The sequence below is a fragment of the Nocardia sp. NPDC127579 genome, from assembly GCF_042672005.1.
Lineage (GTDB): Bacteria > Actinomycetota > Actinomycetes > Mycobacteriales > Mycobacteriaceae > Nocardia.
The window spans coordinates 345,497-370,786 of the sequence record NZ_JBHXVZ010000005.1; the positions used below are offsets into that span (position 1 = coordinate 345,497).

General features: G+C 69.0%; 25 protein-coding genes. 4 read left to right on the forward strand and 21 right to left on the reverse strand.

Translation table 11 applies throughout. From position 1 onward, the window contains the following. Positions 1–31 precede the first annotated feature (31 nt). Complete coding sequence (locus ACFVMC_RS19700; protein ID WP_379212112.1) at positions 32–499, reverse strand: MarR family winged helix-turn-helix transcriptional regulator; 468 nt, start codon at positions 497–499, stop codon at positions 32–34. A 68-nt stretch (positions 500–567) separates the two neighbouring features. On the opposite strand from ACFVMC_RS19700, the gene ACFVMC_RS19705 reads away from it, so the two are divergent. Continuing rightward, positions 568–993 carry a MarR family winged helix-turn-helix transcriptional regulator gene (locus tag ACFVMC_RS19705; protein ID WP_379212114.1) on the forward strand — a complete coding sequence of 142 codons (426 nt, stop codon included), beginning with the start codon at positions 568–570 and terminating at the stop codon, positions 991–993. 123 nt (positions 994–1,116) lie between these two features. Here ACFVMC_RS19705 and ACFVMC_RS19710 read toward each other — a convergent pair whose 3' ends face one another. Next, positions 1,117–1,746 carry a hypothetical protein gene (locus ACFVMC_RS19710; RefSeq protein WP_379212439.1) on the reverse strand — a complete coding sequence of 210 codons (630 nt, stop codon included), beginning with the start codon at positions 1,744–1,746 and terminating at the stop codon, positions 1,117–1,119. Positions 1,747–1,839: 93 nt separating this feature from the next. Next, positions 1,840–3,105, reverse strand: a complete 1,266-nt coding sequence (hisS, locus tag ACFVMC_RS19715) for a histidine--tRNA ligase (RefSeq protein WP_379212115.1) — start codon at positions 3,103–3,105, stop codon at positions 1,840–1,842. Between the two features lie 148 nt (positions 3,106–3,253). On the opposite strand from hisS, the gene ACFVMC_RS19720 reads away from it, so the two are divergent. Further along, positions 3,254–4,120, forward strand: a complete 867-nt coding sequence (locus ACFVMC_RS19720) for a peptidylprolyl isomerase (protein ID WP_379212117.1) — start codon at positions 3,254–3,256, stop codon at positions 4,118–4,120. A 421-nt stretch (positions 4,121–4,541) separates the two neighbouring features. After that, entirely contained in the window at positions 4,542–5,096 is a 555-nt protein-coding gene (locus ACFVMC_RS19725) for a hypothetical protein (RefSeq protein WP_379212119.1), read from the forward strand. 56 nt (positions 5,097–5,152) lie between these two features. On the opposite strand, the gene ACFVMC_RS19730 is transcribed toward ACFVMC_RS19725, so the two are convergent. The 18 genes from ACFVMC_RS19730 to ACFVMC_RS19815 form a co-directional block, all read right to left on the reverse strand. After that, positions 5,153–5,542: a DUF4913 domain-containing protein gene (locus tag ACFVMC_RS19730; protein WP_379212120.1), complete on the reverse strand. Its 390-nt coding sequence runs from the start codon at positions 5,540–5,542 to the stop codon at positions 5,153–5,155. Then, positions 5,539–7,365: a type IV secretory system conjugative DNA transfer family protein gene (locus tag ACFVMC_RS19735; RefSeq protein WP_379212121.1), complete on the reverse strand. Its 1,827-nt coding sequence runs from the start codon at positions 7,363–7,365 to the stop codon at positions 5,539–5,541. The genes ACFVMC_RS19730 and ACFVMC_RS19735 overlap by 4 nt, the downstream gene beginning before the upstream one ends. 56 nt (positions 7,366–7,421) lie before the next feature. Beyond that, on the reverse strand, positions 7,422–8,096 hold the full coding sequence (locus ACFVMC_RS19740; protein ID WP_379212122.1) for a hypothetical protein: 675 nt from the start codon (positions 8,094–8,096) through the stop codon (positions 7,422–7,424). A gap of 77 nt (positions 8,097–8,173) precedes the next feature. Then, positions 8,174–9,820 (reverse strand): peptidoglycan DD-metalloendopeptidase family protein, encoded by a 1,647-nt coding sequence (locus ACFVMC_RS19745; protein WP_379212440.1) that lies wholly within the window; start codon positions 9,818–9,820, stop codon positions 8,174–8,176. A 103-nt stretch (positions 9,821–9,923) separates the two neighbouring features. Beyond that, on the reverse strand, positions 9,924–10,232 hold the full coding sequence (locus tag ACFVMC_RS19750) for a transposase (protein ID WP_379212124.1): 309 nt from the start codon (positions 10,230–10,232) through the stop codon (positions 9,924–9,926). A 13-nt stretch (positions 10,233–10,245) separates the two neighbouring features. Further along, complete coding sequence (locus tag ACFVMC_RS19755) at positions 10,246–12,744, reverse strand: hypothetical protein (RefSeq protein WP_379212125.1); 2,499 nt, start codon at positions 12,742–12,744, stop codon at positions 10,246–10,248. Between the two features lie 7 nt (positions 12,745–12,751). Continuing rightward, positions 12,752–14,242, reverse strand: a complete 1,491-nt coding sequence (locus ACFVMC_RS19760; protein ID WP_379212127.1) for an SCO6880 family protein — start codon at positions 14,240–14,242, stop codon at positions 12,752–12,754. Then, the gene (locus tag ACFVMC_RS19765; RefSeq protein ID WP_379212128.1) at positions 14,239–15,720 is read right to left on the reverse strand and encodes a hypothetical protein; all 1,482 of its coding nucleotides are present in this window, start codon (positions 15,718–15,720) and stop codon (positions 14,239–14,241) included. The genes ACFVMC_RS19760 and ACFVMC_RS19765 overlap by 4 nt, the downstream gene beginning before the upstream one ends. Before the next feature lie 43 nt (positions 15,721–15,763). Beyond that, a complete protein-coding gene (locus ACFVMC_RS19770; RefSeq protein WP_379212130.1) occupies positions 15,764–16,585 on the reverse strand; it encodes a hypothetical protein in 822 nt (273 codons plus the stop codon). Then, on the reverse strand, positions 16,582–17,217 hold the full coding sequence (locus ACFVMC_RS19775) for a hypothetical protein (protein WP_379212132.1): 636 nt from the start codon (positions 17,215–17,217) through the stop codon (positions 16,582–16,584). Before ACFVMC_RS19775 ends, ACFVMC_RS19770 begins: the two co-directional genes overlap by 4 nt. After that, complete coding sequence (locus ACFVMC_RS19780; protein ID WP_379212134.1) at positions 17,214–17,474, reverse strand: hypothetical protein; 261 nt, start codon at positions 17,472–17,474, stop codon at positions 17,214–17,216. The genes ACFVMC_RS19775 and ACFVMC_RS19780 overlap by 4 nt, the downstream gene beginning before the upstream one ends. Next, on the reverse strand, positions 17,474–17,770 hold the full coding sequence (locus tag ACFVMC_RS19785; protein ID WP_379212136.1) for a hypothetical protein: 297 nt from the start codon (positions 17,768–17,770) through the stop codon (positions 17,474–17,476). Before ACFVMC_RS19785 ends, ACFVMC_RS19780 begins: the two co-directional genes overlap by 1 nt. Before the next feature lie 40 nt (positions 17,771–17,810). Continuing rightward, the gene (locus tag ACFVMC_RS19790; RefSeq protein ID WP_379212138.1) at positions 17,811–18,461 is read right to left on the reverse strand and encodes a hypothetical protein; all 651 of its coding nucleotides are present in this window, start codon (positions 18,459–18,461) and stop codon (positions 17,811–17,813) included. Continuing rightward, the gene (locus ACFVMC_RS19795; RefSeq protein ID WP_379212139.1) at positions 18,458–19,360 is read right to left on the reverse strand and encodes a MinD/ParA family protein; all 903 of its coding nucleotides are present in this window, start codon (positions 19,358–19,360) and stop codon (positions 18,458–18,460) included. The genes ACFVMC_RS19790 and ACFVMC_RS19795 overlap by 4 nt, the downstream gene beginning before the upstream one ends. Before the next feature lie 16 nt (positions 19,361–19,376). Beyond that, the gene (locus ACFVMC_RS19800; RefSeq protein WP_379212141.1) at positions 19,377–20,270 is read right to left on the reverse strand and encodes a hypothetical protein; all 894 of its coding nucleotides are present in this window, start codon (positions 20,268–20,270) and stop codon (positions 19,377–19,379) included. Between the two features lie 58 nt (positions 20,271–20,328). Then, complete coding sequence (locus tag ACFVMC_RS19805) at positions 20,329–21,939, reverse strand: cutinase family protein (protein WP_379212142.1); 1,611 nt, start codon at positions 21,937–21,939, stop codon at positions 20,329–20,331. A 365-nt stretch (positions 21,940–22,304) separates the two neighbouring features. Next, a complete protein-coding gene (locus ACFVMC_RS19810) occupies positions 22,305–24,617 on the reverse strand; it encodes a RelA/SpoT family protein (RefSeq protein ID WP_379212442.1) in 2,313 nt (770 codons plus the stop codon). Positions 24,618–24,764: 147 nt separating this feature from the next. Next, positions 24,765–24,890 (reverse strand): hypothetical protein, encoded by a 126-nt coding sequence (locus tag ACFVMC_RS19815; RefSeq protein ID WP_379212144.1) that lies wholly within the window; start codon positions 24,888–24,890, stop codon positions 24,765–24,767. 56 nt (positions 24,891–24,946) lie between these two features. Here ACFVMC_RS19815 and ACFVMC_RS19820 point away from each other — a divergent pair, with 56 nt between their 5' ends. Continuing rightward, positions 24,947–25,279: a YnfA family protein gene (locus tag ACFVMC_RS19820; RefSeq protein ID WP_379212146.1), complete on the forward strand. Its 333-nt coding sequence runs from the start codon at positions 24,947–24,949 to the stop codon at positions 25,277–25,279. The last annotated feature ends 11 nt before the right edge of the window (positions 25,280–25,290 follow it).

Sequence of the window (25,290 nt, forward strand, 5' to 3'; positions counted from 1 at the left end):
AGGCGTGAGCCAGGCGACAGTGGGGGTTCGGTCACGTCGACGCCGGATCGTCCGCGACGGCGCGGAAGTCGGCCACGAAGCGAGTCAGCAAACGAGCGAATTCGACACGGTCGGCCTCGGGCCAGGCTTCGGTGGCGCGACCGAAGGCCGCCTGCCGCACCGCTCGCGCCCGCTGGAGTGCGGTGCGCGCCGCGGCCGTGGTGCGTAGCCGGACGCGGCGCGCGTCGCTCTGATCCGCGTGGCGTTCGAGCAGTCCGTCGGCGACCGCGCGGGCGACCAGGCGGCTGGCGCGGGGTTGGTCCACGTGCAGGGTGGCCGCGATGTCGCCGACGGTGTGCTCGCCGTCGGCTTCGGCCACGGCATCGAGTACGGCGAACACCGTGGGGTCGATGACCGGACCCGCGCCGGGCAGCCGGTTCAGGGTGCGACGCGTCTGGCTGCGCCGGATCGCGACCATGGCGCGTTCGATGGCCGCTGTGGCCGGATCCACCTCATTCATGCTTATCATAATACATATACATGTTAAATTACAAGTACTTGTACTTTTACATATATCAGGAGACAGTCATGGCCGAACCGCTGGGCTACTACCTCACCCACATCCACACCGGCCTGGAGCGGAACTTCGCCGCCCTGCTCGCCGACCGCGGCCTGGCCCGCCGGTCCTGGCAGATCCTCAACACCCTCGCCGCACGCCCGCTCGACCCGTCGAGCCTGGACCGCGCGCTCGCGCACTTCCTCGGCGACGCCGAACCCACCCTCGAACCACATCTCGCGCAACTCGGGGCACACGGCTGGGTGCGTACCGACGCGGCAGGCCGCTACACGCTGACCGAATCGGGCACGACCGAACATCGCACCCTCGCCGCGCGCATCGACGCCGAACGGGCCGCCGTCACCGACGGCTTGGGCGAGGAGGGTTACGCGACCCTGATCGCCCTGCTCCAGCGCGTCTCGGACAATGTGGACACCATCGCCGCTACGCGACACTGATCACCACAAACACCGACGTGTCTGCGACAAACGGACACATCGCCGCCTCAGCTCGACTCGCACCCCACGCACGATTGCATCGCGTGCAATCGTGCGCGCCGGGCGTATTCGCGCCCGATGCGCTCAGCTGAGCTCGGCGACTTCGCGATCCGACAGCACGAACGGCGAGATCAGCTCCTTGGCCCGGGCCAGTCGCACCGCCAGGTACAACGGCCGCTCCCCCAGCGCCGCGTCCCGGGCCTCGGCCCGCAACTGCCGCACCAGCACGCTGGAAACCGCCACCGCGGCGGCCAATTCGCTCGCGGCGAGCGCGTCGGCCAGCTTGCGCAGACCCAGCAGATGCAGTTCGCGTCCGCTGCCCGCGTCGGTGTACATGGCCAGTGGGACGATCTGGGCGTCCGGCCCGGCGGTGACCCGCAGCGCCACCCGGCTCAACCGCCCCGGATACACCAGCAACTCGACGCCGTTGGCCGCGGCCAGCTCGATCCGCCGCGCGCCGAACAGTCGTTGCGCGTGGATCACGGTACCGCTGAGCCACATTCGCCGCCGCCGGGCCGCCATCGCGTATCCCGCGGTGGGCGCGCCGACCACGAGCCCGAAGGCCACGGCGACCGGCCAGCTCGCCATCATCGCGGCGAGCACCGCCACACCGACCCCGACCGCGGCGGAGACCAGGGCCAACCGGCGCAACATCGGTGCGTACACCTCGGGCGCCACGAGATCCAAGCCGATCCGCGAATCCCCGTCCGGCATCCCGGTATTGCTCTCCACTACCCCACCCTCTCCGCGGCGCACACACCCGAGGGTGCGCAGCAACGGTACCGCGCACCGGGGTTCACGCGCGGGTCAGAGTGCCGAGCGCACGACCTCGACCACCTCGTCCAGCGATACCTGGCGCTGGTCGCCGGTCGCCATATCCTTCACACCGATGGTGTTCTCGGCGAGATCGCGGTCGCCCAGCACCAGCGTGTACCTGGCGCCGGACTTGTCGGCGGCCTTCATCGCACCCTTGACGCCGCGTCCGCCATAGGCGAGATCGACGCGTACACCGGCGGCCCGCAGTTGTGCCGCGACCACCACGAGCCGCTGCTTGGCGGCATCGCCGAGCGGTACGCCGAAGACCTCGCAGCGGGCCGGGTCGCCGGCCGACTTGCCCTCGGCGCGCAGGGCCAGCACCGTGCGGTCGACCCCCAGGCCGAATCCGATACCGGACAGCGGCTGGCCGCCGAGCTCGGCCATCAGCCCGTCGTAGCGGCCGCCGCCGCCGATGCCGGACTGGGCGCCGAGCCCGTCGTGCACGAACTCGAAGGTGGTCTTGGTGTAGTAGTCCAGCCCGCGGACCATGCGCGGGTTGACCACGTACCGCACGCCGAGCGCGTCCAGATAGCCGAGCACCTGTTCGAAGTGCGCCTTCGCGGATTCGGAAAGGTGATCGATCATCAGCGGGGCGTCGGCGGTCATCTCGCGTACCTGCGGGCGCTTGTCGTCGAGCACGCGCAGCGGATTGAGCTCGGCGCGTCGGCGGGTCTCCTCGTCCAGCGGCAGCCCGAACAGGAAGTCCTGGAGCAGTTCGCGGTACTGCGGGCGGCAGGTCTCATCGCCCAGCGAGGTCAGCTCCAGCCGGAACCCGTCCAGGCCGAGCGCGCGGTAGCCCGCGTCGGCGATCGCGATCACCTCGGCGTCCAGCGCCGGGTCGTCCACACCGATGGCCTCCACGCCGACCTGCTGCAACTGCCGGTAGCGACCGGCCTGTGGACGTTCGTAGCGGAAGAACGGGCCGGAGTAGACCAGCTTCACCGGCAGCTGCCCCCGGTCCAGGCCGTGTTCGATGACCGCGCGCATCACGCCTGCGGTGCCCTCCGGGCGCAACGTCACGCTGCGTTCACCCCGGTCGGCGAAGGTGTACATCTCCTTGGTGACCACGTCGGTGGACTCACCGACACCGCGTGCGAACAGCCCGGTGTCCTCGAAGATCGGCAGCTCGATATGCCCGTATCCGGCCAGTCGGGCGGAACGGATGAGGCCGTCGCGCACCGCGACGAACTCGGCCGAACCGGGTGGCACGTAATCCGGGACCCCCTTCGGGGCGGAGAAGCTGCTGGTCTTGGTCACGGTGGCCAGTTTCCACCACCGATCCCGTCGAAGTCCAACCGGTTTGCCCCGCGCGCGCCGCGCTCTTCTCAGGGAAGTGCGCGGGTGTCTCAGGAAGGGATGGCACACTCTTACCCCGAAAGCACCGGAAAACGGGAGGAACGTGGTAGTGCCGACCAACGAACAGCGACGAGCGGCGGCCAAGCGCAAGCTCGAGCGCCAGCTGACCAACCGTGCCGAACGGGCGCGCAGGCGCAAGCAACTGACCATCGCCGGATCGGTACTCGGTGTGGTCGTCGCGGTAGCGGCCGCCACCGGCGTGTACTTCCTCACCAAGGGTGAGGACAAGAAGGACGACACCGCCGCACCCGAGGCCTCGCTGACCGCCGCCGCTCCCCCGGCCGCCGAGCCCAAGGCCGATCTGGTCAACTGCACCTACTCCGACAGCCAGAAGCCGGCCGACAAACCCGTCACCAAGCCGGTGAAGACCGAGGTGCCGACCACGGGCGCGAACGCCCGGATCAGCATGAGCATGGAGACCAGCGCGGGCCCGATCGGCCTGACACTGAACAATGCCGAATCACCGTGCACGGTGAACAGTTTCGTGAGCCTGGCGGACCAGAAGTACTTCGACGGCACCTCCTGCCACCGGATGACCACCGGCGAGGGCCTGAAGGTGCTCCAGTGCGGTGACCCGACCGGCACCGGCATGGGTGGCCCGGGCTATCAGTTCGCCAACGAGTACCCGACCGATCAGTACGCGGCGGGCGATCCGAGCTCGCAGCAGGCGGTCGCCTACAAGCGCGGCGTGCTCGCCATGGCCAATGCCGGCCCCGGCACCAACGGCAGCCAGTTCTTCATCGTCTACGGCGATTCCGAATTGCCGCCGCAGTACACGATCTTCGGTTCGGTGGACGAGAACACCATGGCCACCCTGGACAAGATCGCCGCGGGCGGCAGCGACGACGCCAACGGCCCCGGTGACGGCAGGCCGAAGACCGCGGTCGAGATCCAGTCGGTGATGCTGGACAACTGATCGCCGACACTCCGATCAGAGCCATTGACTTCGGGCCCGGTACCGCGTAGGTGCCGGGCCCGGGTCGTATCCCCAGCTGGATCCCCAAAAGGCAAGGCACACCTAATCATCCGGTCCATGCGGGTTTAAACCTGATTAACTCCGGAACATCCCGATGCGTGACGGAATTGTGCGATATATGCTTGATCCGGCACGTCCGTACGGTTGGTGCAGGCGTTTCTCGGGTAACCTCGAACAAGGAGGAGACGTAGCGTAGCCATCCCTAAATTCGAGGGCAAACCCCTGGGGAAGCCGCGACACGAGTCCTCCGGTGTCCACGTTTGCAGGCGGGGCATCCTCGAGCGGGCTACAGTTCGCGCGGGCGATGTCCGGACGAAGCACCACACCATCCATAGTGATCACTGCACATCGGGGAGCAGCCATGTCCGAGGAACTGGACGACATCGGCCGCGAGACAGCGGCCATGATGAAGACTATGTTGCAGCTCGCCACATTGGTCGCGCTGCGCACCCGCGAGCGTGGTCAGAAGGAAGCCGAAGCCCGCGTCAAACTCACCGAGGCCCGGATCAAAGAGGCCAGGGAGCTCCAGATCCGCGAGGCCCGCGATTCCAAGGCCAAGGACCCGCGCAATGTCGAACTCGCCCGGATGGTCGAGAAAGGCGCACCGGCCAAGGGCATTTCGCTCGAGAAGGACCGCTTCGCCGCCCAGGCCGAGGCCACGCGCATGGCGGCCACCGCCAATGCCGCCAAGCAGCCCCTGGTGCGCTACGACTCCCAGGAACGCCGCCAGGCCATCGCGGCACACCTGTCCCGCATCGGAGTGGCACCGGAACTGGCCGCGGTACGCATGCTCATCGAGGTAGGGCAGGCCGGGCCGCCGGAAGATGCCGTCCGCGCCCGCGCCGAGGAAGGCCGGGCGATCTCCACCCGCGGCCGGGAAGCCGAAGCCCGCGGCCTGGAACGAGCGCGCCAGTAGCATCGCCCCCGAACGCCCGCTGTGCTCAGCGGGCGTTTCCCGTGTGCCGCAACCGATTACAGATTGTGGAAATCGTTGCTCGCCGGATTGCTGAACATGCCCTTCCCCGGCGACTTCAACGGTAGTGGGCTGAGCATGTCCTTGTGGCCGTTGCGGACGCTGCAGTACTTGAACGGACCGCGCGGGTCGAACAGCTTGGTCATGTGCGGATCGGCGTGATCGAGGAACCAGACACTGAGGCCGGTACCGGGAACCTTGCGATAGTGCTCCCAGGCGCGCCACAGCGCGTCCAGCCGCGCCACCGCTTCGGCATGCTTCCACCACTCCGGACACCAGACCGTCTCGCTGATGTCGGTGACCTGCCGCCGGTAGATCAGGCTCAGATAGTTCTCGACGAATTCCACGACGTTGCGGTGGACCATCGGTGTCTGTTCTTGTTCTGTCACAGCGAAGGAGCCTCCTTGGGCTGCCCGGAATCCGAGGACGGATAGGCTTTGGTCAGCGTGGGCGAGCCGATCAAATCCGAAATGGTGGTCTTGCGGGTCGGGTCGTGCCGGGCGATCGAGGCCTTCACCTCGGTGTCGTAATCGCCCTCCCACCACGGGACCGTGCGCACCAGCACCGCCGGCTGACCGGAGGTGAACACGATCGCGCGGCCCTTGGGCAGCGTGGTGAGCGCATGCGCCGTGAAGGTCTTGGACGCGCCGAGCGAACGCGAATAGCTTTTGCCGCCTTTGGATTCCGACACCGAGGCGGAGATCGACTCGTACTCCCCGATGGCCTCGGAACGGTCGCGCAGGAAATTCATATCATCGACGCCGCTGCCGAGCACCTTGATATTGGCGGCCGACCACAGCGCCAGCATGCCGTCGTCTCCCCAGCAGCGCGCGCCCTGCGCCCAGGACTGGAGCAGGGTCATCACGACGATGCCGCGGGAACCGAAGTGACTGTACTGCTTGGGCAGATCCTTCCAGCGCACCACATTGGCGGCCTCGTCCAGCACGGCCAGCAGCGGGATCGGCAGACGGCCGCCGGGCGAGCGGGACGCCTTGCGCATAGCGACATCGACGACCGCCTCGGTCAGTGCACTGACCAGTGGAGCGGCCGAGCCGCGGCCCTCCAGCGAAAGACTGTAGAGGGTGCCGTTGCGCTCGATGAACTCCAGCTCGTCGAACTGGCGGCGGTCACCGCCCGGCAGCACCCAGGGGTGCACATTGGACAGCTGCAGGCAGCGGATCATCTTCTTGGCCGTACCGAAGATGCCGCTGCGCGTACGGGGATCGGCGTTGTACTGCATGGCGAGGCCGGAGGCGGTGTAGTCGTGACCGGCGGCGCGCAGCAGTTCGATGGGTTCGTGGTCACCGGGATTGGTGACCCATTCCCACACCTGCACGATCGGTTTGCGCGCCACCGCCGCCGCCAGGAACAGACCGGCCAGCAGATCCTCGGCTTCGGGATCGAAGAACACGTCGGATTTCGAGCTGTCGGAACCGTTGTCGGCGTCGGCGAAGTGCCCGGCCAGCCGCTGGGCCCGCATCTCACAGCCTTCGCGGCGGGCGTCCACCCAGTCCAGCGGGTTCCAGAACCAGGTCGGGTCCTCGTCGGCGACGCCCTGCGGGTCGAAGACGAAGGTGGGGCTGCCCTTGGCCTCGCGCACATCGCGGGTGGCGTCGACCACGTCGCGTTTGTTGGAGGTGGTGAGCACCGGGCCGATGGCGGTCAGGATGGCCGGGATCACCCGGGAGGTCGACTTGCCCTGGCGCGGCCCCCAGATGTCCAGGTGCAGATCCTCGTACGAGCCGTAGAGCATGACGCCGTCGGCGACGCCGATGCCGATCGGCACGCCGGGCGCGTCCTTGTAGCCGAGCTTCATGCCCAGCTGCTCGGCCTTCTCCTTCACGCCCGCCTCGGTGAGCGCCGCGATGGCGCCGCCGGAGCCCATGTAGCCGGCCTTGTCGTCCACGGGCAGTTTGCCTTTGGTGGCGCGTTTGGCCAGCTGCTTACGCACCAGCAGCACGGCGACGAGCAGCGCGGCGATCAGCAAGACGATCACCGTGGCGGGTTTGGGCCAGTCCAGCCGGCCGCGCGCCAGATCGGCCACGATCTCGATCGGATTGAGCGGAACGTCCTGCCGGACCACCGCCAGCGCGTTGCCCAGGTGCAGTGCCACCCACAGCACGCCCAGCAGGCCCAGGCCGATGTAGATGAGGATGAGGGCGTGATCGGGACCGACCGCGGCCGGGTCCGTCACCTTCTTCTTCTTCGCCATGTCCTGCCTCCTCGATCCTTTCTGCCATGACGCTCGATGCCGAAAACTGTTGTGCGTCAGCGGTATGCGTCGAGCCGCCAACCCGCCGGGGTGCGCACTACCGTAGCGATCACGGTGCTGGGCGGCAGTGCTTCCTTGCGCCCGTCGGGGTAGATCACCGTTTGTTCGATGCCGATCTTGTATTGCTCCAGATCGGGGTCCGCGCCGGTCGGCGGCCGCTCGCCCGAGGCGAAGGTGAAGGCCTTCACCTCGGCCTTGGCGCGGGCCCAATCCGCCCATTGCAAGCTCACCTTCGGCGTCGGGGCGACCGGCGCGGGCTCGGTGCTCGACGGAGCCGCGCTGCTGGTGGCCGGTGCGCTGGTGGTCGCGAACGGGCCAAGGGCCGGGGTGCGGGTGGCGGTGGCCGCCGCGGTGGTGGGCGCGGGCTGACCGTCCAGGACCCGAATCAGGCTGGGGCCCAGCCACTTACGAGCTCGCTCCAGCGCGGCGCCCGGGCCCTCGGCAGCCGGATTCCAGGTGAAGATCTCGCGCAGTGCTGTCACCGCGACACCGTCGGGAGTGACCGGATCCGGCGCCGGGACATTCTCGAGCAACCGCGTGGTGGACGGAGGCGATTGCGGCGCACCGGAATTCGCGCCGTCACCACCGCGCGAACAGCCCGCGCCGAGCATCGCCACGCTCACCACCAGCATCACCACCAGTTTCGCGGATGCGATCGGATTATCGGACACAAAACTCCTGCACTTCCAGGCTAACCGTCCGGACCGACACTGTGCGGGTCCGTGCCCAAGTCGCGGCTCGGCGTGTTTCACAGCACCCTCCTGGCACGCGCGTCGCCGGGCACCGGCACCTCACTGACGCCCGCGTTACCCGGAACGGCCTGGATCATGGTGCCGTTGCCGGAATAGATTCCGACCTCGGCGGGCCCGCGCGGCCCGAACCCGCTGAACACCAGATCACCCGGCTGGACCCGGCTCATCGACACCTCCGAGCCCGCCTCCCACTGCTGCTCGACGGTGCGAGCCAGAGTCACGGCGCCCGAGGACGCCGCGAACACCGCGGCCGCGGTCAGGCCCGGACCGTCCAGTCCGCCACCGCTCGGGCCCTCCGGCCCGCCACCGCCCCAGGCATACGGTGTACCGAGCCAGTCGTGCGCGGCCTCCACGATCTGCGCGCCACCCGCACCGTCGCCGGGCGTGAACCGGCCTTGCGCACCCGGCGACCGGTACTGCGGCTCCATCGCGAGAATATTGCGGACATAGGGCTGGGTCTCGGACAGGTGCGCCGCGTACTGATTCGGCATGCCGCCGGAGGCCAGCACCGCCCCCTCACCGGCGTTGTAGGCGGCCAGGGTGAGCGCGGTGGCATCGCCCTGCACCCGCCCCTGCGAAATCCATTGGCTCACTTTGCCCGCGATCGCGCACATGTAGCGGCCCTGACCGATGATGGCGTCACCGTCGTCCCACACACTGGCCACACCGTTGCCGTCGGCGTCGATCACATACGGCTGCCCGTCGTCCGGATTGATCGCGGCCGCGGTGCCGGGCAGGAATTGGGCCAGGCCCTGCGCGCCCGCGGGCGAGGTGAGACCGCGGCGAAATCCGGATTCCTGCTTGGCCTGCGCGGCCAGCAGCGACGGGGTGATCTCCGGGCACAGCGAACCGGCCCGGCGGTACCAGATCTCGAGCTCCTCGGGCACCTTGCCGTCGGCCAGTGCGCCGCCCTGCGTGCCGAAACCTCGATTGCAGCGCGGGTCGTTCGAATACCACTGCGCTCCACCGAGATCGGGAGTAGGCGCGCCGTCCAGCCAGGGCATCGGGTCGATCTGGCGGCCACCGGTGAACCGGCCGCCCGGCACGATCTCGAAATGCAGGTGCGGGCCGCTGGATTCACCCGCCGAACCGACCAGGGCGATCTGCTGACCGGCGCGGACGGTGTCACCGACCCGGACCAGCACGCCGCTGTCCCACATGTGCCCGTACACCGCGGAGAAGCCGCGGCCGTTGGTGTCGACGGAGTCGACCACGATCCAGTTGCCGAACCCCGAAGCCGGGCCCGCCGCAACGACTTTCCCGTCCGAGACGGAGAAGATCGGGGTGCCGTCGGTGGCGGCCATGTCGACGCCGCGATGATCGCCGCCGCGCGAGCCGAAGGTATCCGAGACCGTGAAGGTGCCGACGGCCAGTGGCAGCGTCCGGTTGATCGGGCCGACACCGGCGGCCAGCGACGGCGTCCCGGTGACGGTCGGATTGGCCTGTGTGGCAGACGGATCGACGGTGGCGGACGGATCCGGCGGCGTCGTACCGCCCGCACGCGGGTCACCGGGGGCCCACCCGCCCAGCGGCGGCACCGCCGTCCGCGAGGTCCCCAGTACGGGGGTGCCCTCGCACGGATCCTCCACCGAGGGCAGCACCACGACCAGGACCATGGCGATCAAACCCACCACGATCCCCATCGCTGCCCACAGAATGCCTTTGGCGTTCACGAGGTGGTCTGTCCGCGCCCGAACCAGCGCCGTTCGGAGGGAGTCTGACGACCGGCCCGTTCGCGGTCGTCGATCATGACCGCCGTCGAGCTTCGTTCAGGGTGTCGGCAAGGGTGCGGTTCATTTCGGCAGCGGCGGCCAATTGTTGTTGTAGCAGCGCGACTTTGCGACGCAGGGCGGTCGCGTCCATGCGGTCCAGGCCCGGGCCCTCGGCGGCGCGGACCCAGTTGCGTACCGAGTTGGTGTGCACACCGATCTGCTCGGCGACCACCCGGCACGCCTCCGATTCGCTGCGGAGCTTGCCGGTCAGCGCGATGACCTGCTCGACGGCGGCCTTGCGCACCTCCGGCGACACTCTCCGATACGACCGATGCGGCATCATAACTGCGTCCTTCTCACGCGGCGCTCCCCGGCGAATCCGTGCCACGCGTAGTGGTTTCGGTGAACTCACTGAACCGCGAGTTGGTGTCATGGATGCCGCTCTCCCGCTCGGACAAGGTGAACTCCATATGGAACGGAATGCCGGGCCGCCGATCCTCGCCGATCTTGATCAGGAACTTGCCGGTGCCGGGCGGTGAGGGCCGCTGCTGGCCGGGCTTGAGCGCCTCACCGGTCAGCGCCTGCGGCGCGGACCAGCCGGTCACCATCTCGGTCTCCGCGGAGGTGAACGGCACGATGCTGTCCAGTCGCTTGACCTCCTCGCCCGGCAGCGCGCCGAAGATCTTGGCGCGGGCGCGTTCCAGGAAACCGAGCGCCTTGGCGATGGCGGCCTCGGAACCGAGGGCCTGGAGGTCCTTGATGGTGTGGCTGATCATGATCAGCGAGGTGGCGATGCCGCGCTGCAATCGGGTCAGCTCGTCGACGCGGTCGACCATGAAGTCACCGAGACCGAGCACCTGCCACAGCTCGTCCATCACCACCTGGAAGTAGCGCTGCGGGCCCAGTTTCGCGTCGGAGAGCACGTGTGCGGCCTCGACCGAGGCGAACCCGTCGGCCCAGCAGGCCAGCATCACCGCGGCTTTGAGCTTCTTGTCCCCGGTGGGGATGTGCGAGACGTCGATGCACACCGCGACCGAACTGGTATCGATCGGCACCGAGGTCTGGCCGTTGAAGATGGCGCCGAACGGCCCCTGGGTGAGGGCGCGCAGCGAGCGGCGCAGCCCCTTGATCGCGTTGTTGTACTCGTCGATATCATCGGCACCGGCATCCAGGCGGAGTTCGTCGCCGCCCGCGACGATCACCTCCAGCAGATTCTCCATGATCGGCGGCTGATCCGGGGTGTAGCCGCTGCCCGGCTGATACAGGATGCGCAGCGCGGTCGCGATCAGGGTTTCCTCGTAGTCGCGCACGCGCGCGCCGCGCACCAGCTCGACCAGACCGGCGATCAGCGTCACCTGCCGGGCCCGAAGGTCTTGCAGCACTTGCAGTTGTAGCGCCGGGAACTCGTCGAGCAGCGGCACCACCGAGCCGAGCACGCCCGCCGCCAGCGGGTTGAGCTTGCCGTGGCCGTAGCCGAGGTCGATCACCTGACCGCCGACCAGCTCCACCATCTTGCGATAGTCGGGTTTGACGTCGGCCAGGATCAGCGGCGTGATGCCCTGCGCGATACCGCCGAGCACGATCCGGCGCACCAGCGAGGACTTGCCGAAACCGTTGAGCCCCAGCACGAACAGGCTGGGCGCGGTGATGAAACTGCCGCGCAGGAACCAGTTCATCGGGTCGAAGCAGACCGGGGCGCCGGTGTGCAGATGCGAGCCCAGCGGCGTGCCGATCAGGGGTGCGCCCGCGCCCACCGACCACGGCCACAATCCGGCGACCTGTGCGGTGGTGGCCCGGTATTCGACCGGGCGGCCGACCACGTTCATCCGCCCGCCGCCCGGACCCGAGAACCCACGGTCGGTGAGTTGCGCAGTGCTGCGGTCGAATCCGTCGACCAGCACCTGTTCGGCGCGAGCGGCGTAATTGCGCCGGCGCATGTCGTCGGTGCGGACCCGGAAGGCGGCCCACGCGGCGCGCAGGCCGTTACCTTCACGGCTCACCGCCTCCAGGCGCGCACGGGTGACATCGTCCAGCAGCGGCGGGCCCTGCCGAGTACGCTTGCCCGCCTTGGCTTTTCCACGCTGCGCAGCCGCGGGCGGTGTGGCGGCGGGGCTCGGTGACCGGCGGGTCGCGCGAGGCTGCGGTTCGACCCGGGGCTTGACCGGACGTCCCGCCTGCGTGCCGCGCTCGCCGCGCGGCGGGCGCGGCACGGCGGCATCGCGGGAGGGCGCGCCGACACCGGAAGTCCTTGCGGCACGCGAGTTCTCGGCCTGTGAGCGATCCGCGCGAGAACGGTCTGCCTGCGCACGCTCGGGCCCGGACCGCTCGCCACGGGAACGATCGGTCTGCGAACGCTCGGAGTTCGGGCGGTCCGCCTGCGAACGCTCGGCTCGGGAGCGGTCCGGCTGGGACCCGGGCGCGCGTGACCGCTCGGACTGCGGGCGGTCCCCACCCGGCCGCTCGGATTGGGATCGCTCCGGGCGGCCGGGACGCGGCCGCTCGGCACGGGTCGCATCGGACGATCCCGTCCGACTGCTCTCCGGGCGCTGGTGCCGCTCGACGGGCGGGCGGCCGCCCAGGCGCTCCCGCTCGGCCAGTTCCTCGGCGGTGCGCCGCCGGTCCGCGCTGGAACCGGCGGGTCGCCCCGACTCCGGAGCACGACGACGATCCGGCATCTCCTCGAGCCCGGTGCGCTGGCGCACCCGCGGCGGCTCGGGCGGCCCCGGCCGGTCACCCGCGGGCACCAGCGTCCAGTCGCCCTCGCGGCGCGGCGGACGGGCCGCCGCCTCCTCGCCGCCGGACGTGGTCGGTTCGGCCGGTGTGCCGGTCCCGCGCAGATCGTCGTCGTGGTCCATGGATCGCCTACCCTGCCAATGCCTTCGGAATGGTCGCGTGCTCCGGCAGGATCACCCCGCACCCGAGCGAGGCCGCGAAGGCCGCCGCCTGGTAGCGGTAGCACCGCCGGATCTTCAGGCGCGCCTGCGTGGACAGGTCGCGCGTGATGGCTTCGATACGCGGCAGATCACCGCGCAGCGGCTCGGTGATGGTCACCAGCGCGCCGAAACGGGTCACACCGTGACCCCGGGCCTGCTCCTCGCGGGCCTGCTGGGTGGCGCCCACCCGCAGCGTGGCGGCCGCCGAGACGACACCGCGCTCGCTCTGCTGGGCCACCAGCGCGTTCTTGAAGTCGTCGTCGACGATCTCGGCGGCGTCGGCGGCCGAATGCGGGCGGTAGACGATGGCGATGCGCTTGCGCGGCACCTCCGGATTCGGGGCCAGCAGGCGTTGCAGCACCCGTTCGTCGACCGCGCCCTCGGGTGCGGCGTCCATCTCCCAGGTGACCGAGCGGCCGCCGTCGTGGACCAGGTGATCCCATTTCTCGTCGTGCGAGACCGGGCCCGCGTCGGCCCAATCCAGCCCGTGCCCTTCGGGATCGGAGGCGGCAACCTCGAGATCGGCCTGCGAGGCCGGATCGTAGCTGCGCCGGATGAACGCGATCACCTCGTCGGCCGACATCGGCTGCGCCCGCACGCCCGCCTCGGCCAGGGCCGCGCAGATACCGGGCAGGCGACGGCCGATCTCCACGGCCTCCTCGGCGGGATTCTTGCGCCGCTCGGCAGTGGTGGCCTTGAACGTGATCGCCACCCGCGGCAGCAACTGCACCCGCTCCTGCGGCAGCTCGGTGGCCAGCTCGTACATCACCTGCTGGGCCAGCTCCGGCGCGTCGGGGCGGGTGATGGTGGAAACCTCGGTGAGCAAACGGTTTCCGGTCTCGGGCACGGTGTCGATCACCGGCACCACCGCGACGATGTCGGAGGTCTGGCCGACCGAGGCCAGGAAGGTGCCCCAGGCCGAGACCCAGCGGTCGATCACGGGCTGGTCGACGGCCTCGTGGCCCTGCGGCCAGGCGCGCAGTACCACCGTGTACTGGCCGAATTGCGGCAGGTGGATCATGCCGAAGCTGTAGCCGCCCGCGTCGATGCCCTCGTAGAGCTTGGACGGGGCCAGCAGGCCGGGCAGCCGGGTGACACCGCCCGGGATCCGGGAGAACCGCCCGCCGCGATACACGTGCTCTCCGCGATTGCGGGAGCGCATCCAGTTGAACATCATGATTCCCGTCTCGTAGCCGGAGCGTCCTCCGGTTCGCCACACCAGTGGCACCATCACCGCAACGCCGAGGCCGCCGACGATCACACCCCATTTGAAGCCGCCGACCATGGCCGTGATCAGCGCCGTGATCACGACCACGAAGCCGATCACGGTCTCCTCCCAGCGCAGGCCGAAAAGGCCCGCGCTGCGCGGCTTCTGCCAGAGCCCGTAGGAACGGCGCTCGTAGGTATCCGTCATCGTCATCGCGGAATGGTGCTCCTCCCGAGGTCGGGCGAACGGTTCGCCCACCGGTCACCGGCCATATCGCCCATGCTCTGTTCGGCATTGCTGAGCCCGCTCGTCGCGGCTCTGGCCGAGGCGATCCGGCCGGCCGTGCGGGCCGCACCGGACGATACGGGTGTCGAGCCCGCGGGCCCGGAGGCGCGCGGAGGTTCCCCCGTAAGTGGTTGTCCGCCACCGCCACCGCCGGGGCGCGGCGGGGGCGCCGGCCGCGGTGTGCCGCCACCGCCGCCGCGCGGGCCGCCCGGACCGCCGGAGCCGCTGCCGCTCACGTAACCGGGTGAGCCGGCCGCCGCGGTGCCCTTCACGCCGACCGCCTTGGTACCCATCGCGCCGAGCGCGGCCGCCGCGACCAGGGTGCCGCCGGCCGCGGTCAGACCGGAACCGCCGGAGCCGACGATCGCGACCGCCGGGGTGACCAGGCGCATCAGTGCGGGCAGCACGAACGCCGCGCTGCACAGCAGCACGATCGCGACCAGCATGCGCTGTGCCTCTTCACCTTCGGGCAGACCGGTGGTGGAGGTGAGCCCGTCGACGTGCCCCGCGGTGGTGAAGGCGATCATGTAGACGATCGCCGCCACGGGTTTGTACAGCATGAAGGCGATGATCCAGCCGACCAGCTTCTGATATGAGCTCTTTCCGATGTCCATCCCGGAGGACGCCGCCGCCAGCGGCAGCACACCGGCCGCCACGATCAGCAGCCCCTGCCGGACGATGGCCAGCACGATCTGCGCCAGCGCGCCGAGCAGGCCCACGATGGCGATGATCAGCACCAGCCCTGGGGAGAACGCCTGCAGCTTGGAGGTTTTCACCATGAGCTCGGCCAGATCCCGGGCATTGCCGTTGGTGGAATCGTTGATGATCCACTCCGAGAAGCGATCCGAGGCCTGGGTGCCCGCGACGATGATGGCGCCGAGCATCCAGGAGGAGAACACCACCCGGGCGAACATGCGGAATCCCTCTTCCGCCTCCCCCGAGACGCCACCGCGCCGGGCCGCGGCCAATCGGCCGCCGGAGATGATCACCGACGCTATCAGCAGCATGATCTGTATCTGATAGGTGTAATCGTTGATCTTGGTGAAGAGCGAACCGCCGTCACTGGCCGCCTCGTTGGGCACCTTCATCCAGAACGTGAGCGCCAGGATCAGCGCCTCGCCCAGACCGTTCATCAGCGAGTCGACCACCTTGCCGAAGGTCGAGTCCCACGCCTTGTCCCGCACGGCCGCGGCGGCGTCGCCGGGATGGGTGGCGGCATTGCCGCCCTTGCACACCGCGGATGCGAGATCGCCCAGCGACGGTGTGCCGGGCACCCCCACCCCGTCCAGGGTGTCGTGGATCTCGTTGCAGGTCTGATCGAACCCGTACTGCGCGTAGGCGACGGTCGGCGTCGCGAGCATCACGGTGAACATCACCGCGAGGATGGTCAGGAGCTTTTTCACCATGGCGTCCACCCCGTCAACGTCGTAATGGTCTCGGATTGCGAAGTCACCACTTGGTCCACCCCGCCAGCGATTCGATCATCTCCGTCTGCGAAGCACTCGAGGTCGCGGGCTTGAGCCGCCAGTCCCCCGCGTCCCACACCATGACCAGCCGCATGGCCGCCCACACCTGTTTGCCGTCGATCACGGGCCCCCGTGAGGCCAGTTGCAGGATCGCCAGATCGTCGGCGTAGTTCTCGATCCGGAACGCGTCCGAGGCCACGAAATAGCGAGTCACCTTCTCCGGCTGCTGTTTCGGCAGCCGATCCTCGTTCAGCGCCTTGTCGTAGGCCGCGATCTGCTGCGCGGACACGCGCACCTGGCGCACGTACAACTCCCGGTCGGCCGGGCGGGCGTTGAGCCGGTAGGTGATCTGCGCGGCGGCCAGCGCGGCACCCTGCGGGGTGTGCGCGTAGCCCACGGCCAGACCGTCCTCGATCCGGGTCGGACCGTCCGAGGTCGAGAACGGCACCGAGGCCCCGTACACCCGCTGCCAGCCCTGCGGCTGCGTGGTGCCGACCGGCGCGGCCGTCAGCCAATCCGGATCCGAGGGCCGCCGCTGCCCGGCGGGATCCTGCGGCAGCGGTTGCCCGGCGGAATTGTTCGGGACATCGACCCGGCGGCCGAACAGATCGACCTCCGGATCGGTGAAACCCGCGCCGATCGTGGCCGTCGCGGCGGTCGGGTCGTCGGCCGGCCGGTCGTCGTCACGGGTGAGTACCAGGACCGCGCCGACGATCACGATCAGCGCCAGCACCGCGGCGGACGCGATCGCGCCGAAGGAGACCCGCTCGCGCGGATACGCGGGCTCCTTCTCCTTCGCCATCATCGGGGTGCCTCCAACTCGACTATGTCGCTAGGTAATTCGGTGATCGCGTCGATGGGCCGGGCGGTCGAGCCCGGGTCGGGTAAGCGCAGCCGCCAGTCGTCGAGGAACCACTCGACGGCGGTGTGGTTCACCGCCTTGGAGCCGTCGGAGTATTCGGTGTAGATATCCACTGCCGTCTTCTGCGAGGTGTAACCGGTGATCTTGTAACCGAGCAGGCGGGGCGCGTACTCGGGGGCGGCCGGACCGGTGATCGACAACTGCGTCCGGTTCACCGACCATTCGTCGCGGGCGGGCCCCGGGACGACTTCCTTCGCGATGATCTTGGCCCACTGGTTGTCCGGGGCCACCGACAAGCGCACGGTGTGGGTGATCGCGGCAACCGCCGCGCCGGGCGGATTCGACGCGAAACCGGTGGCGGCGCCGTCGTCGGTCGATGTCGGCCCCTGATCGGTCTGCGGCAGCGCCACACCGTGGTAATCCGTCCAGCGCACGCCGGTCGGCCCGGCGTCGACCGTCGACGTGTCCGAGCCGCAGCCGAACGCCAGCCCGAGCACGGCGGAACCGAGCACCCAGGCCACGGGCCGGTTACGCACCCGCCGCCGTTCGGCGCTGTCACCCACGGTCGGCGTCATGTCGGTAGGAACGCCAATGCGATACCCGAGGCCCCGCTGGCCACCGAGGCGCCGATCAGGCTCATCACCACGCCGTGACTGGCGTCGTTGACCGCCATGTCACTGCGGAAGGCGATCCAGAGCCGGCCCGCCGAGAAGATCATCCAGGCCAGGCAGATCAGCAGGACGAACCACAGCAGCCAATCCAGCAGCTGCATGATCGGCTCCAGTACCTCCGCGGGCAGCTGCTTGTAAGCGAGCGTCACTGTCGTCGTCATCAGCTTCCAATGAGCGCTGTCATGATGGTGCCGGCACTGGTGGCGACCACGCCACCGATCATGGCCCCGGCCACCATCTTCGGCGATTCCAGCCCGCCGCCGGACCATTTCTCCCAGGCGAACTTGCCGCCCGCGTACACGATTCCGCAGATGCCCGACAGCAGCACGAACCAGGTGAGGTAGCCGACCAGCTGCATGAACTTCTCCGAACCCGGCGGAGCCTGGGGACTCGGATTGCGGACCTGGGCCAGCACCGTGCCGTAGGTATCGTGCACGGCGAGGAGTAACGAGCTCATCGGGTGCCTTTCTGGAAATCCGAAGGTTCGGCGACCGACCTCACGGTTCCTCCCCTTCCTCGAAAGCTGTACGGGCGTCGATCTTTTCGCGAACGGTGGCGACAATATCCGCCCCGATCTCGCGCATCTCCAGCGGTACCTCCGCCAGCGGATCGATCCTGCGTTTACGTTCCGGCAGCGGATCGCCCGGCGTCCACACGGGCAGCGCGTCCGCCTCCACCAGCGTCCATTCCTCGTACCACGGGATCTGCCACATCGGACCGGCCAGCGAGCCGACGACCTCGCGGTAACGGCGGATCTCGGCGGGCATCCGGCCCGGTCTGGCCGCCACCGTCACCAGGCCGAGCACCTCCGAGGGACCGCCGAAGCCGAAGTGGTGCTGGCGCAGCAGATCATGGGCGCGGGTCAGCCCCGCGATGGTCTCGCGAGCCACCAGCACCACGAACGGGGATTCCCGCTCGAAGACGCCGGGCCAGCGCCGGCTGGCGTCGGCCGCGGGCGCGAGCACGTGCGCGAGGGTGGTGGCGCCCGCCCCACCGTGCACGCCCAGCAGCCACAGCAGCGGCGCGCGGCCGATCCCGGGCACCGGACGGTCCCACACCGGCGCGCGGCGAGACTCCGGCGGGGCGACCACACCCGCCGGCTGCGGAGTTTGCTTGCGCATACCTAGTTTCGACATCGCGGCGGTCATGATGCCACCCCCGTCAGCAGGCGCCCATAGGCTCGTCGGGTCTCCGGGGCCAGGTCGGTGTGCTTGACCAGTTCCCCGCGCGCCAGATGCGGATCGTAGGGGATCTCACGAATATCGCGGACCCAGCCGGAGAGATGCTCGCGCAAATGATCGGCTACTCGCGAATCCGCGCCCGGAACCTGATGTGAGATGACAATGGTGGTATCGCCCACGATGCCGCTCCCCTGCCCTTCGGTCGCGTCACCGTACTGGTCATCGAGCCATTCCAAGGCGACCCGCAAACGGTTCGCCGCATCGGCGCGAGCCGGGATCGCAAGCACCAGAGCCACATCGGAATCATCCAGCAGTGGCTTGAGCTGCCGCCCGGCAATCGGGCTGCCGCCGTCGTAGACACCGGTGAACCCGGCATCGTCGACCGCGCGCGCCACCGTGAGGTAGGTCGCGCGGCGGCGCAGCGGCGCGGCGTCGCGCCAGAGCAAACCGATCCCCGAGGTCGCCAGCGACAGGCACTCCTTCAGCGGCGCCGGTTCGTCGTTGCCGCGCCCGTACAGCCACGATTGCAGACTGATCGGATGCAGGTGCTCGTCGGCGCCGCGCAGCGCGAGATCGCTGCCCGCAGCGGTCGCGTCGACCGCCACCGTGGGCGTGCCGCCCATCCCCAGTTCGCCCGCGAGCCCCAGTGCCGTCGTCGTGGTGCCCGCGCCGCCGCAGCCGCCGACCACCAGAATCGGGCGCGGTGCGCGCTGTGCCTGGAATTGCTCACCGGTGTCCGTCGCGTCGCCCCCGCCGCCCTGCTTGTTCCGCCGTAACCGCACCACCGGAGCCTTCGACCGCGCGGATGTGCTCGCGCCACCGGATTCCGGTGTGTCGTCGAGCCAGCGGCTCCAGTCCTCTCCCATCGCTCTCAGCTCTCCTTCATCCAGCCGCGATACCCGTGATCAGGGTGCGGCCGCCGATCACCGCGGTGGTGACCGTCTGCTTGTTGTACGTCGCCGGGCTACCGTCCGGACGCTGCTCGGCGATCTCCACCGAATACCTGTGCTCCGCCAGCGCGGTGACGCGCACGCAGTGCGTGGTGCCCGCCGGGATGGCGCCGATCCCCTGCTGGATCACCTCGGCCGGCGAGACGGCCGCGCCCGGCGCGACGACCTGGAGGGCGCGCTCGGCATCGCGTTCGACGTAGTAGGCGTACTGGAACGACAGGATCGCCTCCGGCCCCGATCCGGTGCCGCCGGGCTCGGCGCTGCGCACCATGCCCTCGGCCCGCTCGACCGGGCAGGTGGCGGCCGGATCGGATTGCGCACTGCCCGCGGTGAATTGCAACGCCGCGCGCGGCGCGCCCGCACTGTCGTCCCCGCCGGAGCTCAGCAGCCACACCGCGCCCGCACCGACCAGCGTGAGCAGCACGACCGCGACCACGAGCACGGCCACGATCCGGCCGCGGCTCACCCGGGGACGACGATGCCACGCGGGCGGATCGTCGTAGTCGTCGTCATCACCCCAGGGGAACTGCACCAGCTCCGCGCCACGGTCGTACTCGTCGGCGGCGGGCGCCTGTCCGCCCACCCAATCCGACCAGCCACCGGTGAATTCGCTACGGCGCGAGGGCAGATCGGTCGGCACCTCCGCGCGCGCCCGCGCGACCTCCGGATCGTCGGGGTCGGGTTCGCGAATGTAGTGCGGGTACTGAGCCGGACCGTCGGCATCGGCGGCGAACTCGTCGGCCCGCGCGGGCACGACAGCGGGGGCACCGGTCTCCGGCTCCAGCGGCGGGTACCACTGGGAGAGCTCTTTGTACGACTTCAACATTTCCCCCTTCCCGCAGTGCCGGGCAACTGGTGTCGCATCGGTTCGGACCTCTCGGCGCTCAGTTCGTCACGGACGGGTAGACAATGCTGGGGGTGCCGGGTACCGCGGCGGGCGGCGAAGTCGAATCAAGATCAGTAGCGCCGCTGGATGGGGCGCTGGTCGCTCCGTTCCCAAATGGAAATTCTCCCGTACCGGAGTCGTTCGGCGTAGCCGACGCGCCGGTACGCGATACCGATAATCCGGGGGTCGGCGTGGTACTCACACTCCGCGGGATACCGCCGCGGCCCAGCTCGTCATCCAGATCGCGGGCCACCGCGGCGAACCAGTCGGCCACGAAACGGACCGGCGCATCACCCGTCGCGGTGACCGCCGCCGACTCGTAGGCGCCGTGCCGCCGCACGGTGTCCCAGTACTTCACCCACGTGGTGGTATCGAGCAAAGCCCGGTTGTCGGTGGCGTTCTGGACGACGGCGTCGTAGGCCTGGGTCACCAGGCGCGAGATGGTGGTCGGCGGAACCAGCTGCGGGACCGCGCCGATCAGCTTGGCGCCCAGCAACGCCAGCCCGGCGACCGGGTTGGACAGGCCCGCGGTGCCGAGCTGGGCGATGGTGGCCGGGTCGATCACCGCCTTCACCACGGTGACCACCGCGTTCAAGCCGATGAGACCGACGCGGAGCAGCGCATGGAACGAGGCGTCGACATCGACATCGATCGGGGCCCGCGGGTCGGAAGCGTCGGCCAGGCGCTCGGAGATCGACTTCCGCGGCGACAACGACAGATTCGCCAGCGTATTGCCCGAGACATCCTGCTCGACCACCGTCGAGGCGGCCTTGATCGAGGTGTAGGCCAGCGCCTGCGCGACCGAGACCAGCGCGGTAATCGGATCACCGCCGCTGACCTGCGCCTGGCCCGCGATATTGGCCACCGCCCGCAGGATCGGCGCGCCCTCGGGTGCGTCACAGGACAGATCGCCCGCGGTGCAGAAGCTGGCGACGCGGCCGGTGAGCGCGGCGAAGTTCTCGGCCTGGTCGCGGTCGGGGGCGATGCCGCCGCCGGTGGCCGGGGTCTGGTTCAGCGCGGCGACGGTCGCGACCCGCACGCCCTCGGTGTCGGGGGCGGCGTCCGGGGTCGTCCTACCGGGCGAGCCGGGGAACAGCGCGGCGCCCGGATTGCGCGTGGGATCACCGAAAAGCGCTACGGCCGCGATCTTGTCGGGCGCGACGACGCCCTGCCCCTGCCCGACCTCCTGGGCGAACAGTGAGGCCACATGCGCGCCCTGCGAGTAGCCGACAATCGCCAATCGCGTGGCGGCGCAACGCTCGACGACCGAGCGTGCCATCGCGCGCAGCCGCTCCAGCCCGCCGGTGACCGACTGGATGTAGGGTGCCGGGCCACCGGCGGTGAAGCCGCCGAAGCCGGATTCGTAAGGGACATAGGCCCGCTCGACCAGGCCCGGATCCGGCGCCTTGGCCAGCAGCGGGCGGAACACGGTGGACAGCATGCCGGTGTCGATGGTCGGCGCCGCGTCCGGCGAGGACTGCCCGGTGCCCTGAATTCCCAACGCGTACAGCGCCGGACAGGCCGCGATCGCCAGGTCGGGCGCGGGGGCCTGGGCGGTCGCCGGGGCCGCCGCGGCGAACGCCACAGCGACGGCGAGTGCACTGAGCACCCCCGTGATTCGAGCCGGGTAATTGGCCATAGCGAACCGCCATCAATCCATATTGCCGCGGGTAAATCCTGACGCCCTCAAACGCATTCGACGGTAACAGATCCCGGCTATGACTGCCGCCATCGCGAAAACATTTCACCCATCGGGCAGGGATACTGCACACAGGACAGGGCAACGCCGGAATGCAAGCGACGGATTTCCGATCGCGGGATCGGCGGCCGCTACCCTCCGGCGAAGTCGGCGCGGGCCCGGAAACCGGTGTGCTGCCGGGCAACTGGGGATCCGCAGGATTCGCTTATGGCTGCGAATGTACCCGCAAAGTAGCGAATTCATGCGCGCGACACGCACCACCGCTTCGCGGTGTGCTATGTGGCCGACGTGACGCGGTAGACGTCGTACACGCCCTCCACATTGCGCACCACATTCAGCAAGTGCCCCAAATGTTTCGGATCGCCCATCTCGAAGGTGAACTTGCTGATCGCGACCCGATCACCGTGGGTGGCGACCGACGCGGACAGGATATTGACCTTCTCGTCGGCCAGCACCTTGGTCACGTCCGAGAGCAGGCGAGTACGGTCCAGCGCCTCGATCTGAATGGCCACCAGGAACACCGACGACGGCGACGGCGCCCACTCGACCTCGATGATGCGCTCGGACTGCTCGCGCAGCGATCCGGCATTGGTGCAGTCGGTGCGGTGCACACTGACCGCGCCGCCACGGGTCACGAAGCCCATGATCTCGTCACCCGGCACCGGCGTGCAGCACTTGGCCAGCTTGGCCACCGTGCCCGGAGCGCCCGGAATGAGCACGCCCGCATCCCCGGTGACACGCTGCCGGCTCGGTGTGGTCGACGGGGTGGACCGTTCGGCGAGCTCGTTCTCCACATCGCCGATCCCGCCGAGCTGGGCCATCAGCCGCTGCACCACATGATGCGCGGAGACCTGGTGCTCGCCGACCGCGGTGTAGAGCGTGGAGATGTCCGAGTAGTGCAGTTCGTGCGCGACGGCGGTCATCGCGTCCACATTCATCAAGCGCTGCAACGGAAGCCCGACCCGGCGGACCTCCTTGGAGATCTGCTCCTTACCGGACTCCAGCGCCTCCTCGCGTCGCTCCTTGGCGAACCACTGCCGGATCTTGGCCTTGGCCCGCGGCGAGACCACGAAGTTCTGCCAGTCCCGGCTCGGGCCCGCGTTCTGTGCCTTGGAGGTGAAAACCTCCACCACCTCACCGTTTTCGAGCTGCCGCTCCAGCGCGACCAGGCGTCCGTTGACGCGCGCGCCGATGCAGCGGTGCCCGACCTCGGTGTGCACCGCGTAGGCGAAATCGACCGGAGTCGACTTCTGCGGCAACGTGATCACATCGCCCTTCGGGGTGAACACGAAGATCTCCGGTGACTTCAGATCGAACCGCAGCGACTCCAGGAACTCCGCCGGGTCGGCGGCCTCACGCTGCCAGTCCAGCAGCTGCCGCATCCAGGCCATATCGTCGACCTCGGCGGTATCGCCGGAGTGCTTGCCGCGCGTCTCCTTGTAGCGCCAGTGCGCGGCGATGCCGAACTCCGCGGTGCGGTGCATGTCCTGGGTACGGATCTGCACCTCCAGCGGCTTACCGTCCGGGCCGACCACGGTGGTGTGCAGCGACTGGTAGACGCCATAGCGCGGCTGGGCGATGTAGTCCTTGAACCGGCCCGCCATCGGCTGCCACAGCGAATGCACCACACCGACCGCGGCATAGCAGTCGCGCACCTCGTCACAGAGGATGCGGATACCGACCAGGTCGTGGATGTCGTCGAAGTCCTTACCCTTGACGATCATCTTCTGATAGATCGACCAGTAGTGCTTCGGACGACCCTCGACGATCGCCGTGATCCGCGATGCCGCAAGGGTATTCACGATCTCGGCGCGAACCTTGGCCAGATACGTGTCGCGCGAGGGAGCGCGGTCGGCGACCAGGCGCACGATCTCGTCGTACTTCTTCGGGTGCAGGATCGCGAACGCGAGATCCTCGAGCTCCCACTTGACCGTGGCCATGCCGAGCCGATGCGCCAGCGGCGCAATCACTTCCAGCGTTTCCTTGGCCTTCTTCGCCTGCTTCTCCGGCGGCAGGAACCGCATGGTGCGCATATTGTGCAGGCGGTCGGCCACCTTGATGACCAGCACGCGCGGGTCGCGGGCCATCGCGATGATCATCTTGCGGATGGTCTCGGCCTCGGCGGCGGCGCCCAGATTCACCTTGTCGAGCTTGGTGACGCCGTCGACCAGGTGCGCGACCTCCTGACCGAAATCGTTGGTCAGCTGCTCCAGCGAATAGCCGGTGTCCTCCACGGTGTCGTGCAGCAGCGCCGCGACCAGCGTGGTGGTGTCCATGCCCAGCTCGGCCAGGATATTGGCCACCGCCAGCGGATGCGTGATGTACGGATCGCCCGATTTGCGGAACTGGTGCGCATGCCGCTCGTCGGCGACGTCGAAGGCGCGCTGCAACAGCGTCAGATTCGCCTTGGGGTACAGCTCGCGGTGCACCGACGCCAGCGGCTCGAGCACCGGTTTGACCGCGGCGATGCCGCGCTGACCGGTCATCCGGCGCGCCAAACGCGCCCGGACTCTGCGCGAGGCGGAGGTGGGAACCGCGGCGGTCGCGGCCCGGGCCGGCGGTTCGGCGCCCGGCTTGGTGGTCGGCATATCGGCCGGGGTCGGGGCACCGTTCGACGGCGCCGACGATGCCGATTGCCCGACATTCGCCTCGCCCAAGTGTTGAGCCATGCCACCGCCTCTCCGCGCCTGGATCGCAACACCCTATCCGACGCTGCAACCGCCCAGATCACCACTTTAGTCCGGGCGCCGGGCCGGTGAACGCCAGGCGATGCCCAGGATCGGCCGCAGGGCGTGCCAGGTGCGCGGCGAGGCCGCGGTCGCGGTCGCCGATTCGTGCGCTGATGCGTATAGCAAGACCATCACTACCCGCCATGCCGGACCGTTCGTACCCTCGGCACTGGCGGTAGCTTCAGCCGGTGATCATTGCCCGTTCGCTTCTCTTGTTCGCACTGGCCGCGCTCGCCGAGATCGGCGGCGCCTGGCTGATCTGGCAGGGCTGGCGCGAGGAGAAGGGAGCGCTGTGGATCGCAGCCGGGGTGGTCGCGCTCGGGGCCTACGGTTTCGTGGCCACCTTTCAACCCGATCCGAATTTCGGGCGGATCCTCGCCGCCTACGGCGGCGTGTTCGTCGCCGGATCGCTGGCGTGGGCCATGATCGTCGACCGCTTCCATCCGGACCGATGGGACTACCTCGGGGCGGCGATCTGCCTGGTGGGGGTGGCGATCATCATGTACGCACCGCGTGGCTGACGGACATCGGC